General features: G+C 33.4%; 15 protein-coding genes and 1 riboswitch. Of the genes, 2 read left to right on the top strand and 13 right to left on the bottom strand.

The annotated features are described in order from the left end of the window. Nucleotides 1-38 precede the first annotated feature (38 nt). The gene (gltX, locus tag I4N53_RS11775) at nt 39-1,481 is read right to left on the bottom strand and encodes a glutamate--tRNA ligase (protein ID WP_013150141.1); all 1,443 of its coding nucleotides are present in this window, start codon (nt 1,479-1,481) and stop codon (nt 39-41) included. A gap of 130 nt (nt 1,482-1,611) precedes the next feature. Here gltX and I4N53_RS11770 point away from each other — a divergent pair, with 130 nt between their 5' ends. Then, the gene (locus tag I4N53_RS11770) at nt 1,612-2,085 is read left to right on the top strand and encodes a phosphatidylglycerophosphatase A (RefSeq protein ID WP_012994950.1); all 474 of its coding nucleotides are present in this window, start codon (nt 1,612-1,614) and stop codon (nt 2,083-2,085) included. Nucleotides 2,086-2,088: 3 nt separating this feature from the next. Here the strand turns inward: I4N53_RS11770 and I4N53_RS11765 are convergent, their stop codons facing one another. Together I4N53_RS11765 and I4N53_RS11760 are read right to left on the bottom strand one after the other, a co-directional pair. Next, nucleotides 2,089-3,147: a hypothetical protein gene (locus I4N53_RS11765; protein WP_012994949.1), complete on the bottom strand. Its 1,059-nt coding sequence runs from the start codon at nt 3,145-3,147 to the stop codon at nt 2,089-2,091. Between the two features lie 54 nt (nt 3,148-3,201). Continuing rightward, a complete protein-coding gene (locus tag I4N53_RS11760; protein WP_214496332.1) occupies nt 3,202-3,807 on the bottom strand; it encodes a helix-hairpin-helix domain-containing protein in 606 nt (201 codons plus the stop codon). A 118-nt stretch (nt 3,808-3,925) separates the two neighbouring features. On the opposite strand from I4N53_RS11760, the gene I4N53_RS11755 reads away from it, so the two are divergent. After that, entirely contained in the window at nt 3,926-5,179 is a 1,254-nt protein-coding gene (locus tag I4N53_RS11755) for a D-alanyl-D-alanine carboxypeptidase family protein (protein ID WP_214496331.1), read from the top strand. Nucleotides 5,180-5,207: 28 nt separating this feature from the next. Here I4N53_RS11755 and asnB read toward each other — a convergent pair whose 3' ends face one another. From asnB to I4N53_RS11705, 10 genes are all read right to left on the bottom strand, one after another. Continuing rightward, a complete protein-coding gene (asnB, locus tag I4N53_RS11750; protein WP_214496330.1) occupies nt 5,208-6,719 on the bottom strand; it encodes an asparagine synthase B in 1,512 nt (503 codons plus the stop codon). An 81-nt stretch (nt 6,720-6,800) separates the two neighbouring features. Next, nucleotides 6,801-8,453 (bottom strand): cobalamin-dependent protein, encoded by a 1,653-nt coding sequence (locus tag I4N53_RS11745; RefSeq protein WP_214496329.1) that lies wholly within the window; start codon nt 8,451-8,453, stop codon nt 6,801-6,803. Beyond that, complete coding sequence (locus I4N53_RS11740) at nt 8,450-9,550, bottom strand: NAD/NADP-dependent octopine/nopaline dehydrogenase family protein (RefSeq protein WP_214496328.1); 1,101 nt, start codon at nt 9,548-9,550, stop codon at nt 8,450-8,452. The genes I4N53_RS11745 and I4N53_RS11740 overlap by 4 nt, the downstream gene beginning before the upstream one ends. A 101-nt stretch (nt 9,551-9,651) precedes the next feature. After that, a riboswitch (cyclic di-AMP (ydaO/yuaA leader) is annotated at nt 9,652-9,783 on the bottom strand. Nucleotides 9,784-9,846: 63 nt separating this feature from the next. Then, nucleotides 9,847-10,497 carry a transcriptional regulator gene (locus tag I4N53_RS11735; protein WP_214496327.1) on the bottom strand — a complete coding sequence of 217 codons (651 nt, stop codon included), beginning with the start codon at nt 10,495-10,497 and terminating at the stop codon, nt 9,847-9,849. A gap of 134 nt (nt 10,498-10,631) precedes the next feature. Further along, complete coding sequence (gene rsfS, locus I4N53_RS11730) at nt 10,632-10,985, bottom strand: ribosome silencing factor (protein ID WP_214496326.1); 354 nt, start codon at nt 10,983-10,985, stop codon at nt 10,632-10,634. Nucleotides 10,986-11,001: 16 nt separating this feature from the next. Beyond that, nucleotides 11,002-12,192, bottom strand: a complete 1,191-nt coding sequence (locus tag I4N53_RS11725; RefSeq protein ID WP_214496325.1) for an LCP family protein — start codon at nt 12,190-12,192, stop codon at nt 11,002-11,004. Further along, nucleotides 12,189-12,773, bottom strand: a complete 585-nt coding sequence (gene yqeK, locus I4N53_RS11720; RefSeq protein WP_012994940.1) for a bis(5'-nucleosyl)-tetraphosphatase (symmetrical) YqeK — start codon at nt 12,771-12,773, stop codon at nt 12,189-12,191. The genes I4N53_RS11725 and yqeK overlap by 4 nt, the downstream gene beginning before the upstream one ends. Beyond that, nucleotides 12,763-13,398, bottom strand: a complete 636-nt coding sequence (gene nadD / locus I4N53_RS11715) for a nicotinate-nucleotide adenylyltransferase (protein ID WP_012994939.1) — start codon at nt 13,396-13,398, stop codon at nt 12,763-12,765. The genes yqeK and nadD overlap by 11 nt, the downstream gene beginning before the upstream one ends. A 122-nt stretch (nt 13,399-13,520) precedes the next feature. Further along, nucleotides 13,521-14,792: a GTPase ObgE gene (gene obgE / locus I4N53_RS11710; protein ID WP_214496324.1), complete on the bottom strand. Its 1,272-nt coding sequence runs from the start codon at nt 14,790-14,792 to the stop codon at nt 13,521-13,523. A 56-nt stretch (nt 14,793-14,848) separates the two neighbouring features. After that, nucleotides 14,849-15,064, bottom strand: a complete 216-nt coding sequence (locus I4N53_RS11705; protein ID WP_012994937.1) for a Spo0B domain-containing protein — start codon at nt 15,062-15,064, stop codon at nt 14,849-14,851. Between the last annotated feature and the right edge of the window lie 35 nt (nt 15,065-15,099).

Genomic DNA, 15,099 nt, shown 5'->3' with positions numbered 1-15,099 from the left:
GTCTATAGTAGTAAAAATTATACATTATGTCAATATTTTTATGGGTTCTTCATCTTTTCAATAAAATCTAAAGCTTTTTCAATTCTCTGGATAGTTCTTTCTTTTCCCAAAAGTTCCATTATGTCAAATAGTCCTGGCCCAAAAGTTCTCCCTGAAATAGCTAATCTAGTAGGATGAAAAAGTTCACCGCTGGATATTTGTAATTCCTCAACAAGTTTGCGATAAACTTTCTCAGTCGTAAATTTATCAAAAGGTTCTACTTCTTTTAAAGTCTCTGCTGCTTTTTTCAAAATTTCTGCGACTTTCTCTTTAGTAAAATACTTTTTGACTCCTTTTTCTTCATACTCGTTAACTTCTGTAAAATAATAACTCATGGCATCAGCTATATCCACTAGAGTTTTTTCCCTTTCTCTTACTATACTTACTATTTTTTTGATGTAGTCATAATCGAACTCTTCCCTAATTAAGTTTTTATCTTTCAAAAATGGAATAACTGCTTCAGTTAACTTATCTAAATCGTAATTCCTTATGTAATGGCCGTTTATCCAAGTCAGCTTTTGTACATCGTAAACAGCTGGATTTTTTGATACCCTTTCTAAAGTAAATTCTTTTATGCTTTTTGAAACATCAAAAATTTCCTCCCCGTCCTTTGGCATCCATCCTAGTAAGGTTATATAATTTACAATCGCTTCAGGGAGATATCCTTGCTCTTCAAACTCTTGCACGGAAGTAGCTCCATGTCTCTTACTAAGTTTACTCCTATCAGGAGCTAAAACCATAGATACATGGGCAAATTGAGGAGTTTCTAAACCTAAAGCCTCATAAATTAGTATTTGCTTTGGAGTATTTGATAAATGTTCTTCTGCCCGTATAACATGAGTTATCCCCATTTGGTAATCATCTACCACAGTGGCAAAGTTATAAGTAGGCATATTGTCTGATTTCATAATTATAAAGTCATCAATAGTAGAATTATCAAATTCTACGTCTCCTCTTATTATATCGTGCACAATTGTTTTTCCTTCACTAGGCACCTTTAATCTTATAACGGGCCTTTTGCCTTTTTTTAAATACTCTTCAATTTGTTCTCTGGTCAAATTCCTACATTTTCCTGTATACATAAAGGGCCTACCTTCATTTTCTGCCCGTCTTCTCATTTCCTCTAGCTCTTCTTTTGTACAAAAACAGTAGTAAGCCTTGCCCTCATCTAATAATTTATTTGCGAATTTTCTATATTCATCTAACCTTTGGGATTGGTAAATAGGTCCTTCATCCCAATCAATACCTAACCACTTAAGTCCATCAAGTATTCCTTTCATAGATTCTTTTGTAGACCTTTGTAGGTCAGTATCATCCACCCTTAAAATAAATTTTCCTCCATAGTGCCTTGCAAAAAGCCAATTAAAAAGGGCTGTCCTGGCACCGCCTATATGTAAACTCCCTGTAGGACTTGGAGCAAATCTTACTCTTACTTCACCCATCTTTTTCACCTCTTATAAGTTTAAACTATTTTGATTATACTTTAATTGAATTGTTTTTTCAACAAAGAAGTATTTCAACAAAAATTTGTGGTATAATCATACTATAAACTTAAAAAAAGGAGCTGTTAGTGTGAAAGATATTGCTATAAACCTATTAGAAGAAAGAGGAGTTACTTTAGAAGATATGGCAGTATTAGTACTAGACTTGCAAAAAAGGTACTATGATGATTTAACAATAGAGGAATGCATAGAAAATTTACATCATGTGCTTGAGAAAAGAGAAGTTCAAAATGCAATTTTGACAGGTATTGCGTTAGACAAATTAGCAGAAAAAGACATGTTAGAAGAACCTCTTTTGTCTATTATAAAAAGAGATGAACCTTTATACGGCATCGACGAAATTTTAGCCTTAAGCATTACAAATATTTATGGTTCTATAGGTTTTACTAATTTTGGATATCTCGATAAAGTAAAACCTGGTATAATGGGAAACCTTAATAAAGATAAAGATAAAAAGTGTAATACCTTTATTGATGACTTAGTAGCTGCAATAATCGCCGCGGCTTGTGCTAGAATTGCCCATTCTAGAAAAGAAGTTTTATAAATATTACTTTTGTAAAGTAAACTTTACATAGCCCTCTTCGGTCTTAACCTTTTTTAATTTAAATCCTTCAACAGGAATTTTAATGTTTATGGTGGTATCATAGCCATAGAGAATCTTTTGAAGCAACTGGTCGTTAATTTTTATATCTCCTATATTCAGAGAAGTTATTAACAATTTAATCTTGTTATCTTCTATTCCAAAATTTCCTTTTAAAGTGTATGAATCATCATCTTTTATTTCAAAACCTTCTTTGCTAAAAGAAACTGTTATATTTTTTAACTTATTACTGTAAGAACGTATCATCTTTGTTACATCAGCATCAGAAAAAGAAGCAGATATGTCAAAAAAAGAAAACCTCAAATCTTTATACTCCAAAGTATCCCATGGAAGTTGGGAAAGATGGCTTAATAAATAATCTAAAGAAGGAAACATTTTGTCCAAATTATCAGCTAGTGTAAATATTTTTTGATAATTTGCAATTTTGATTTTTATCTCTTCTAACATTTGGCTTTTTGCTAACCTTAATTCATCTATTTTTTTTAACAATTTTATTTGTTCTTTTTGTTTTTCTATAAGCTGTAATCTTTGGGAGGTTAGTCTATTTTCCTCTTCTTTTTTATATTTTACAAGCTTATTTAAATTATCTAGTTTATTGTAGAAATAATTGGTAATAATGTCTATGTAAATAAGCCTATGCAACAACTCACTGGAATTTTGTGCCATAAGTAGAAGTGATAGTATAGCATTTGCCCCATCCATATACAAAAACCTAAACCAAGTCTTTAATACCTCTTTTTCCTTTTCTATCTCTTTACTTACTATTTGTATTTCTTTAGATTTTTCTTGAATAACTACAGCTAAATTTTCAATATCAGCCATTAAATTTTCCAAAAACTTTTGTGTTTTAAGCCTTTCTACTTCAAGATTCAATAGCTCTAGTACAAGTTTTTGTTCTTCCACTTTCGCCCTATTAAGCTCAGAAGAGGTATCAATCTGTGCTGGTACTAGCATAAAATTAAATAAAAAAATACTCACAGTTATAACAGCTATCAGCCTTTTCATAATACCCCTCATTTAATATAGAATTTTTTGTTCTATGTGGAACTATTTAACATACTAATCAACGGTAATTTTATCTTTTATCTGTTCAAACATTTTAGGACCTATTCTAGGGACATTCATTATGTCTTCAATCTTTTTAAAAAAACCTTTGTTTTCTCTAAATTCGATTATCCTCTCAGCCGTTACAGGTCCTATTCCTGGTAAAGTTTCCAATTCTTCTTTGGTTGCAGTATTTATGTTTATTTTTTCGCTTTTTTGTAGTGTCTTTGCAGAAGAAGTATTATATATCTCACCCTTTTTTGGGACTATTATCATTTGTTCGTCCTTGACTCTTTGTGCAAGATTTATATTGGAAAGGTCTGCTTCTTCCAAGGGTCCTCCTGCTTTATTTATAGCATCCATTACTCTTTCTCCTTCCTTCATAGTATAGACCCCCGGATTTTTTACTAATCCTGTAACATACACTTTTATTTCTAAAGGTTCTTCCTTGTTTTCCTCCTTCTCGGCAATTGTTTCTATCGCTATGCTTTCATTACTTTCATTGATGACAAATTCATTTTTTAATTTAAAATTTTGGTAAATTACATATCCTGAAACCGATAATATAAGGCATAATATAACAATAATAGCATATTGCTGTTTTTTTGAAAAACAAGGCATATTAACACCTCTTTTTACAGCGTCCTTTATTTATTTCTACATGAATTAAAAAATTCCTTTTTATTTTTTGCGTTTTTTTGTTATACTTTAAGTATCAGCATAAATTGGAGGCATAAAAATGAAAAAAATGGTAGCTTCTTTGCTCATACTATTTATTTTGGTAGTACAAATAACTCCTGTATACGCTAATGTGCCATCACCACCTGAAATTGTAGGCCCAACTGCAGTTTTAATGGATTTTACAACAGGTCAAGTATTGTACGATAAAAACATGCACAAAAGAATGTACCCTGCAAGCACAACTAAGATTTTGACCGCAATTATCGCCATTGAAAAGGGAAACTTAAATGACATCGTAACAGCCAGTGATAATGTTACAAAAATAGATGGAAATTCAATATTTCTTTCTCCTGGTGAACAACTTACGTTAGAACAATTACTTTATGCAATTATGTTAGAATCAGCTAATGATGCTGCCATCGCTATCGCTGAACATATTGGTGGAAGCGTAGAAAATTTCGCTAAAATGATGAATGAAAAAGCCAAAGAAATTGGGGCTTACAATAGCCATTTTGTAAATCCAAATGGTCTTCCTGATGAAAACCATTATTCCACTCCTTATGATATGGCATTAATAGCAAGGTATGCAATGCAAAATCCTGAATTTAGAAAAATAGTAACTACAATACATTACCAAATTCCTCCTACTAATAAGTTTGATAAAGTAAGAGACCTATGGTTAAGCAATCGCTTAATTAAACCTTCAAGTTTTCGCTATGAAGGAGCTGACGGAGTAAAAACGGGATATACGGTTGCAGCTGGTCAAGTTTTAGCAGCTTCTGCAACGAGAGAAGGTCGCAGACTTATCTCCGTCATAATGGGTGACCAAGGAACAAACATTTGGACAGATACTATAAAACTTTTGGATTACGGGTTCCAAAACTTTAGTTTAGTGAAAAAAACAGAAAAAGGTGAGGTAGTAACCTATATCGATTTAGGAAAGTCTCACTTTAAACTTCCTCTTATTGCAAAAGAAGACTTTTACTATGAAGTCCCTAAAGGGCAAGAAAATTCTATAGAAACTCAAATAATACTTAATAAAAAAATAAAAGCACCAATAAATAAAGGAGACATATTAGGTTACATTAAATACACTTTAAATGGAAAGGAGATAGGTACAAATCATCTTATTGCAGCGGAATCTGTTTATAAAAACTTTTTGGGATACTATTATACAGAAAACCAATCTTTTGAAATAAAAAACAATCCCGTAAAATTTATTGCTGGAGCAACGATTTTAGGAACAGCTTTTCTCCTTTGGAGAAGACGGAAAATTAGAAATAGAAAAAAATATATCTTCTCAAAATATTGATTTAAAAAGAGGGCAGAATGCCCTCTTTTTATGCATATATTTGGTTGTCATTGAGACTTCTACTTCTTCCCATGTCCTTTATAAAAGAATCAACATTAAAAAATCTTTTTAAAATTTTAAAATAATACAGCTCTTCCTTTGACTTTATTTCAAAACCGTTAGAAAGGAATCTATTTTTTATATACTCTGCATCACTAATTTCTGATTCAGCTATCTTATTCAATATTTCAGATGTACCACTTCCTATTGCAAATTTTTCTTTTCTTCTCCATACAATTGACTCTGGTAAGTAATTTTCTGCAAGTTTTCTAAGTATCCACTTTTCGGTTTTTTCTCGGCCGTTAATTTTAAATGACGGCGTTATTCTAAACGCGTACCGTAACACTTCTACATCTAAAAACGGTACACGTCCTTCAATAGAATGTGCCATTGTCATTCTGTCAACTCTTTGAAGATTTGTATTATGCAAATTTCGAGTTATATATTTTAATTCGGATTGTAATTTCCAAGGACTGGTATAATTTTTAAGGTAATGGTATCCACTAAACAATTCATCAGCACCTTCTCCCGAAAGAATAACTTTTACGTAATTGCTTGCAAGTTTTGATACAAAATATGTTGCAACAGCACTTCTGACTAAGGCTGGATCACAGGATTCAAGATAATATATAACTTCGGGTAAAATTTTTTTTATGTCCTCCTCTGTATAAATAAATTCATGGTGAATCGTCCCCACATAATCAGCAACAACTCTTGCGTTCTTTAAGTCATTACTTCCTTCGACGCCTACTGCAAATGAATGAAGGGGGTTTTTGTATTTTGCTGCTATCGCTGCGATAAGGCTGCTATCCAATCCGCCACTTAAAAATACTCCAACAGGCACATCAGCAATCAACCTTTTTCTTACTGAATCCTCTAATCTAAGCCTTAATCCATTAATAATATTATTAACATCTGCAAAATGCATCGGATCCTGTGGAATTGTATAATATTTCTCAAATCCGTTTTCAGTTGTATAAATATATCCATTAGGAAATTCATTTATATCATCAGTTACTTCCTGAAGTGCTTTAATCTCCGAAGCAAAGGCAAAATACCCTTCTTTTGTTTTGCCATAATACAATGGCTTTATTCCTAAAGGATCACGAGCAATAAATATGGTCTTTTTTTTAGAGTCATAAATAGCTAAAGCAAACATTCCATCAATATAGTTAACACAATTTTTACCTAGTTCTTCATACAAATGAATTATTACTTCGCTATCAGTATCTGTGGAAAAAGTATGGTTTTTTAACTCTTTACGCAATAATTGGTAATTGTAAATTTCTCCATTATAAATAAGCCAATACCTACCATCTTCGTTTTTTATAGGTTGACGTCCATGATAAAGGTCAATTATCGTCAGCCTATTATGGCCTAATGTAATATTTTCATCTGCAAAAATCCCTGACTCATCCGGGCCACGATGTCGTATTTTATCAAGCATCCTTTTTATTTTACTCTTATCACCAGTTCCTATAATTCCTGCTAATCCGCACATTTAGCTATCATTCCTCCTCTTCAGATATATTCAAAGAAATTCAATAAGGAACGTAAGAAAAGATCTTACGTTCCCAAGTTTTTATACTTCTATAGCTGATTTTTCATATTCACGTAAAATCCTTTCTACCCTTTCTTCTTCAGGTATTATTCTATGCTTCTCATAGTCATAAGCATAGCATGCACCATCTATTACTTTGGTTTGCAATTCTCCTTTTGCATACTTGTTACCCTTGAGATGTGGTGCATCTAATAGACCAATCTTTATCGCCAATGCCAACACATCTGGATCTGCCAGTGGATCAAGACTGTAAGGTGCCAAGCTTTTTATCGCTTCCAATAAAATCCTTGTCTCTTTCTTTAACTGTTCTTTTCTTTGAATTACTTCTTTATCCTGAGTCAAATCAGGCATTCCAAACATAGAATTTTTTATCACGGCTTTTACTATTTTAACGCTTTCAATTATATCTTCTGGCGTTGCAGCATGATGAGCTTCACAATATCCCACTACGTGATATATATGAGGTCTTATAGCCATAGAGAGATAAGCACTAGAAGCTAACTGACCCTTGGCTTCTAAAAGGTCAGTTGGAAAACTTGCAAGTCCCGCTCTTGCTTGCCTTATCACTCTGAAATTTTCATCTTGCAATTCTTCTATTAGCTCTATCTTAGCTAACATTTTTGCCAAATCCATTTTTGGTGAAATAGAAGCAGGCACGTTAAACATAAATTGTGCTACATAGTCTTTAACACCCATTTTTTTTGCATTATATGCCGCAAGATATGCCGTTGTTACCCCAATTACATCATGAGCATCCCTCAAGCTCCAATGGTGTGGCTCGTTTACCTCCACTGGTACTCCTCTTTCAGCATGCCATTTCATCAATTGTTGATTTTCTCTGATTGAAGTGTTAACATCTCTTGGACCTCTTCCATCGAGAACATTGTACCAGCTAAGTGGTATTGCTGCCCACGCATTGTGAATCGTTCGCAAAAGCATTTCCGCCATCTTAAATACGTCATTTGTACCACTGTAGCATCTTAAAAGTGGGAAATTACCCCTTCTTGAAGCTTCATATATCCTTATCAAGTCTTCTTCCTTTCTTATAGGAACGCCGCCTGCTCCATCTAAAGATTTATCATATTTCTTATCAAAGAAATGCTCTTGAGCATTTTGGTCTGGCGCGAGAGAAATTACATCTAAAATTTCTGCCTCTGCTATCTTCTTAACACCTTCTATAGTATCTTCTAATGAAGGAAGTCCAAAGTGGTGTCTTATGATAGGATAAGGGAATTTATCTTCTATTCTTCCTATTAGTGTATCAGCAAAAACTCGTCGTCTATAATTTGTGCTTCCTCCTCTTAAAAAATTAATTGTAGCTTCATCACCATTTTTACCATCAAAAACTGCTACAAATATTCCTGACCTTCTTGCCACGTCTGCAGTAGGCTCTGTACCGCCAAACACCCACCTAATATGTTGCAAATTATTTACTTCTATTTCCTTTTTTAGTTCTTCTAAAAGTTTTTCAAGAGCAGAAGGAGTCAATCTATAGCTTACTCCTACAATTGACGGCTTATGTTTTTTAACGGCTTCTATCAATTTCTTTATAGGAACAGCAGGACCCAAAAATATAGTTTCATAACCTTGCTGTTCTGCAAATTTTAAAAAGTTATATACACCGGCCACATGGACACAATTACCTATCGCTGCCGCTACAATTAACCTTTTCACGCTATAGTTACCTCCTTTCTTTTTCCTTCCACCAACTCTATAATTTCCTCTACTGTTTTCCCTTGGATCCCTAGTTTCTCAGCCGTCCTTCCAATATTCCAATAATCTTTTCCGTGCATAACCGAAGCAAGATGTATAACAGCATCAATAGTGGGAGTCTTAATGCCTATTTCTTTTCCTATAGAAGACATAGGCACCAAGCTCATAGGAACATCTTCAAATATATAACGACAATCTAATGTTTGAGGAGCTAATAAGCCAACATAAGCTTTTGTATTTTGAATTGCCTCATATAGATTTTCTCCTTCTGCATTATAACTTTCTTTTAGCCATCTTTTAGCTGAAATAGTATTTACACCTAGAGCTTTTGCCACCATCATTCTTTCGTTGTCTATTTTTTCCAATATTTTTGCAACAGAAGGAGAAATACCCTCCCGATAAAATTCAAAATTCCCTTTTGTAGTTTCTATTCTTGCTGCATTAAGTAAAGTTGGTGCAGGGTGAAAAACAGCTCCAAAATTGTTAAGGCTTGTTTCCAAAACATTTTGCGCTGGAATAAATTGAGGAAAGGCGGTATTAAGCGCTTCCACTACCATTTCTGTTTTATCGTTAGGTATCGCAGCAACAGCCACAACTTCCTTTACCATAAATATTTTGGATTTTCCCATGGAAGACCTGCATGCATATATTAAAGTATCCGTTTCTGCAATAATTACATCCAAATCTTCTCGTCTTCTTATAATATTATAAAATTCCAAAGCACCACCAGTTCTTCCTGGGGTTAATACAACTATTTGACCATCCTTAAGATATGGCAACATCTCTTCAGCAATTTTATAATGGGCAGAAGCAGGAACTGCCACTAAAATTATATCAACATCTTTAATAGCTTTCTCTATGTCATCAGTTATCACACTTAATTTGCCAAAGCCTTTTACTTCTCCTTCTAATTCAATACCACCTTTTTCTATAATAGGAAGTAATTTTTGATAGGTTCTATTGTACAAATTAACTTTATGACCCTTTAAAGCGAGATGCCCCGCTATCGCTTGACCCCCATTCCCAGCTCCAACTACTGCAAAAGAGAGTTGCTTCATTTTAGTTACCCCCTTTTAAAGAAATGAAAAAGCTATAGAGGAAAATCTATAGCTTCAGCCTTGGGTGTCTGAAAAGACATAAAAAGACACCACTGCTATCATCCTCCTCTTTCAACGCTTACGAGGTTAGCTGACGGGTTCGGGTCGAAAGATAACCCTACCATCTTATCAAAAGATGGATTCACCCCCAAAGTGGTTCCCCCGCTTCTTTACGAATTCAGCGTTTAGCATTTTATTTAATTTTCAAATTTATTTTTATTATATCATAAAGCAAAAAACTTGTAAAGGAAAACATGTTAATATTTACTAAAATCTCCTCCTACTCTTATTTCGTCTAAATAATTGTATATGGTATATCTGGATACACAAAGTATCTTAGCAACGTAATCAACAGCACCTCTTATCAAAAAAGTCCCTTTTTCATCTAACATTTTGACCACTTGTACCTTCTCTTCTTTTGTCATGAAATTTACAGGTTTTCCGTAGTTTTCCAATGTGGTGTTTACTATACTTTCAAGTACATCACTAACACTTCCTGCATAAGCCTCCCGAGCTTCTTCATTGGTATCCGCTACATCGCAAAACTCTGATAAAGTATTTTTTACCATTACAAATTCCGAAATATCGATGTTGATTGTAAGACACCCCACAGGTTTACCATTTTCATCTTTTATAAAAAGAGCAGACGACTTCAAAATCTTACCATCTTTACCTTTACTCTTATAGTTTATTAAATTTTCAACATTTTCAGATTTCAATATTTTCGCAATGTTCTCAGGCAAAGGGTTCCCTACATCTCTTCCTGTGACATGTCCGTTTACAATTGCAATAATTGGATTTTGAGGTGAAGAAAAGTCATACAGTGCCACTTCACAATTTTTTCCAAATGTATGTGCTTTTCCTTCTATCATAGGGATTATGCTCTTCAAGATAGGATGAGTCTTCATTTGCTCTAAATCCCCCTAATCATACCATATTAAATATATGCAATTAGGTAATGAAAAATTACTGACTAGGCTCAAATTTATTTTTAAAAAGACGGAATGCTGATAAAAAATTTATTAACGTTATTATACATACCTCAAACAAGGTTGTCAAGCACTATTTCCTTTGCATCCGCCCATAATCTCTCTAAATCATAAAATTCCCTTTCTATTTGCTGGAATATGTGAACTATCACATCACCATAATCCATTAAAACCCATTTCCCCCAATTGTAACCTTCGATATGATCCACCAGAATGCCTTCTTCCATGAGTTTCTTTTCAATTTCCTCTGTCAACGCTTTAACATGAGTGTCTGAATTGCCAGTAGCAATAATAAAATAATCTGCGACAACTGTTAAATCACCTATATATAAAATTTTTATATCAGAAGCTTTATTATCTTCTAAAACTTTATAAATTTTAAATACTTTATCTTTTACGTCTATCACTAAATCACCCTCCACCTTATATATTTTTCCCCAAAATTATAGTTATATCAACATTACTGCCTCCATTCGTATCTTCCACTACAATAGCATTTTTTAAAATTTTCTTCAAATCTTCTACTACTTTTTTATCATCAGTCCTATTAATTATCTGAGTAGTGTTGTAAGTGGTACCTATTACATTCCCTATCTTCACTACATCATACCCTTGTTGTTTTAACAAATCAGCTGTCTTTGCGGCTACTCCTGGTATACCACCGCCATTTAAAACCTCTATTTTTATATTTTTGTTAACTGCCATCTCATTAGTTTTATTATCTATATTGCCATCTAAATTCGCTATAAATTGTCTTACTTCTTGTAGATCTGTAATATAATAAGCAATCCCATCAATGTACTGAGGAGTACCAGGCAAAGTAGCTGTTTTTATATTGTCTTTGTTAAGTTTTAAAAGATAATCTGCATATTTTAACATAGTAGTAGGTGGTATGTTTGTTTCTACGTATTGATTTATAGTTTTTAATATACGATGAATTTTTAACAAAGTACTGGGGTCTTTAGCTTTTTCAAACATTGCTAATAAAAATTCCCTTTGTACTTTGACCCTTTCTAAATCTTGTTCTGCATAACCATGTCTAAATCTCACCAACTGTAAAGCCTTTTCTCCATCCAAAAGTTGTACACCTTTTTTCAAATGTATGTGAAGATTTCCCGCATTGTCATCATAATTCATGTCCATAGGAACGTTCATCTCTACTCCGCCTAAATCATCTACTAATTGTTTAAAACCTTCATATCCAATCTTTACATAATAATCAACAGGTTCTCCAATAAGCTGTGACACCGTATCCATCACCAACTGAGGTCCACCTATTGGATAAGCAGCGTTTATCTTTTGTGTCCCATATTTGTCAAGTTTAATCATTGTATCTCTTGGAATAGATAAAATATAAGCTTTATTAGTTTTAGGATTATAAGATAATAATATCATAGTATCAGAACGCCTTGGATCTGTTGGCGATGTTTCATCAACTCCTAAAACTAATATATTTATTTTCTGAATCGTTTCTGAATTTGTGTTTTCACTGCTTCTTTGCATCAAAAAGCTATCTGACGGATTTAGAGACTTTAAAAAAATATACCCTCCTACCCCTGCCGATAACAAACTTAACAATAATATCGCAGATATAACTTTTAATACTTTTCTCATTTATCTCCACTCCCAAGCTTCAGAAGAATATAGTTTCGAGCTTTTACTGTTTTTTCATAAAGAAGTAGTCCCCTCTGTAAGACATAACAAATTGTACTATCAAAAGACTTTAACAAAGCAAGCTCCAAATTTTCTTCTGCTAATTCTCTTAATTGCGTTACCCCTTCAAAATCTCTATTAGGCTCTATATAATCCGCAAGAAATACTATTTCATCCAAAAGACTCATATTAACATCCCCAGTAGTGTGAAGAGAGATTGCCCTTTTTATTTCTTTATCTTTGATTCCAAAAATTTCTTCTACTAAATGCGCACCTATAGGACCGTGTAAAAGAAAGGGTGCATTTTTTAAAACATCGTCTACTTCAATTCCATATCTTTGAGCAAATTTTAAAAGTTCTTCATCAGAATAGCTCTTTGCACAATCGTGCAACAAACCTGCAACTTGGGCTTTTTCTACATCAGCACCATATTTTTTAGCAAGATGTATTGCAGTTTCCATAACACCTATAGAGTGTAAATACCTTTCCTTATCTAGCAAACTTCTTAGTTTGCTTTTTAAAAGTTCTATGTCATACTCCATTTTCATCATCCTTTTTGTACAAACCATATTTTTGAATATATCTTTCCACAGACTCTGGCAGCAAATACTTTATAGGTCGGCCCCCTGCTACTCTTTCCCTTATATCGGTGGAGGATATAGCCAAAGAAGGAACAGTCACTTTGTAAATGACATTCCCATAAAACTTTCTAATTTTGTTTAATTCTTCATCTATTCTATCGCCTTCAACTCCTGGCCTAGTTGCGGCAACAAAATTACACATCTTTAAAAGCTCATCTGCACTTTTCCAAGTCAAAATCTCCAAAACAGCATCCGCTCCTGTTATAAAATAAAGTTGAGTTTTATCCCCATAAATTTTTTTAAACTCTTTGATAGTATCAATCGTATAAGTATACCCTTCCCTGTCAATTTCAATCGTCGATACCTCAAAAAAAGGATTAGTTATTGTGGCAAGTATAGTCATTAAATAACGATGTTTTTTATCTGTCACCTTTCGCTTTACTTTATGAGGTGGGTTGCCTGCTGGAACAAAAATCACCTTGTCCAATTTGAATTCAGCCCTTACCGCTTCAGCAGTAACTAAATGACCATAATGAATAGGGTCAAAAGTGCCTCCCATTATCCCAAGTCTAAGCTCCATTTCCAAGTTACTATCCCCCAATTTATATTTCTTTTATATTATACATTATACATTAAAAGAGGTAAACTGCACAAGCTTACCCTGAGACCTCATTAAAGTAAATAAAAAAGTGGAATCAAATTCCACTTTTATTCATAGTATTCAAATTCAAAATCTCTCACATTTATTGTATCACCACTTTTAAAGCCCTTTTCCTTAAGAGCATCTATTACCCCGCTCTTCCTAAGAAGTATTTCAAAGTACCTTAAAGAATGTTCATCTTGTAAATTTACTCTTTTTAAAAGTTTGTCAATTTTTGTACCGCTAAGATAATAGGTATTATCTTTTACTTCTACGTTGAGAGTTTCTTCCTCTTCAGGAGGTGTATAAACAATAACTTCTGGTACGTCTTTTATCTCTTCAACGGGAATAGAAGAAAGAATTTCTATAGCCTTGTCCAAAAGTTTGTCAATTCCCTCTTTTGTCAAAGCAGATATAGGATATACCTCGTAACCTCTTTTTTTTATTTCTTTTTCAAAAGCAGGATAATTTTCTTTACCACTTTGTATATCAATTTTATTTGCTGCAACAATTTGAGGCAAAGTAAGTAATCTTTCACTGTAAAGTTTCAGCTCCTCATTTATCTTCTCAAAATCTTCTATAGGGTCTCGTCCCTCACTGGCAGAAACATCCACTACGTGTATCAACATTTTTGTCCTTTCAATGTGCCGTAAAAAGTCATGACCTAATCCTTCGCCTCTGTGGGCTCCTTCAATTAAACCTGGAATATCTGCCATTACAAAGGATTTCCCTTTATATTCTACAACTCCCAAATTAGGTGTCAGTGTTGTAAAAGGATAATTGGCAATTTTAGGTCTTGCTCTCGTGCAACTGGCTAAGAGTGTGGATTTACCTGCATTAGGAAATCCTATTAATCCTACATCAGCGAGAAGTTTTAGCTCTAACCGTACCCACATTTCTTTACCTTTTTCTCCGCTTTCAGCAAAACGAGGAGTCTTCAAAGTAGAAGTAGCAAATTTAGCATTTCCCCTTCCTCCCCTACCTCCCCGTAAAACAATAGCTTTTTGATTAGGTTTTACAAGGTCAGCTATAATTTCTCCCGTTTCATCATTAATTATCAAGGTTCCTACAGGAACTTTTATATACAAATCTTCTCCGTTTTTTCCATACTGATTTTTACCTCTACCGTTTTCTCCGTTTTGCGCAATGTATCTTTTTTTGTATTTAAAATCTAACAAAGTTGACAAATTTGGTTCTGCTATAAATATAACATCTCCTCCTTTTCCTCCATCACCACCATCCGGCCCACCGTAAGCAACGTATTTTTCCCTTCTAAAAGATATAACTCCATTTCCACCGTCTCCAGCTTTTATGTATATCCTCGCTGTGTCTATAAACAAAATTCTCTCACCTGCCTTATTTTATAGTATGTATAGTATATACTTCTCGTATTTTTTTACTCTCTTAAGAGTTTCTTTATAATTTCCTGTACATTTTCAGAATTAAATATATCTCTTTCTCTATTAAGGTGGTCAATTGCAATGTGAAGAGATTCAATGACTCTATCTAATTTTCCCAGTTGAGCATAACCTAATACCACTTGTAAATCATTCAAAAACTCATGTCTGCTCCTTTTTATGTAATCTATCAATAACTCTACATCTGACACCATATTTTCACCACTTTCTTTTTTATTTATGAAAAAAT

This window comes from Thermoanaerobacter sp. CM-CNRG TB177, from assembly GCF_018588165.1.
GTDB lineage: Bacteria > Bacillota > Thermoanaerobacteria > Thermoanaerobacterales > Thermoanaerobacteraceae > Thermoanaerobacter > Thermoanaerobacter thermocopriae.
Note: the sequence above shows the minus strand (reverse complement) of the source record. Positions and strands in the feature narration are given on the sequence as shown.

Bases quoted from the DNA above. Each gene is read 5' to 3' on its own strand.
- I4N53_RS11765 (WP_012994949.1), bottom strand. From the start codon at position 3,147: ATGAAAAGGCTGATAGCTGTTATAACTGTGAGTATTTTTTTATTTAAT.
- I4N53_RS11740 (WP_214496328.1), bottom strand. From the start codon at position 9,550: ATGAAGCAACTCTCTTTTGCAGTAGTTGGAGCTGGGAATGGGGGTCAA.
- I4N53_RS11755 (WP_214496331.1), top strand. From the start codon at position 3,926: ATGAAAAAAATGGTAGCTTCTTTGCTCATACTATTTATTTTGGTAGTA.
- gltX (WP_013150141.1), bottom strand. From the start codon at position 1,481: ATGGGTGAAGTAAGAGTAAGATTTGCTCCAAGTCCTACAGGGAGTTTA.
- asnB (WP_214496330.1), bottom strand. From the start codon at position 6,719: ATGTGCGGATTAGCAGGAATTATAGGAACTGGTGATAAGAGTAAAATA.
- I4N53_RS11725 (WP_214496325.1), bottom strand. From the start codon at position 12,192: ATGAGAAAAGTATTAAAAGTTATATCTGCGATATTATTGTTAAGTTTG.
- I4N53_RS11705 (WP_012994937.1), bottom strand. From the start codon at position 15,064: ATGGTGTCAGATGTAGAGTTATTGATAGATTACATAAAAAGGAGCAGA.
- I4N53_RS11760 (WP_214496332.1), bottom strand. From the start codon at position 3,807: ATGCCTTGTTTTTCAAAAAAACAGCAATATGCTATTATTGTTATATTA.
- yqeK (WP_012994940.1), bottom strand. From the start codon at position 12,773: ATGGAGTATGACATAGAACTTTTAAAAAGCAAACTAAGAAGTTTGCTA.
- I4N53_RS11735 (WP_214496327.1), bottom strand. From the start codon at position 10,497: ATGAAGACTCATCCTATCTTGAAGAGCATAATCCCTATGATAGAAGGA.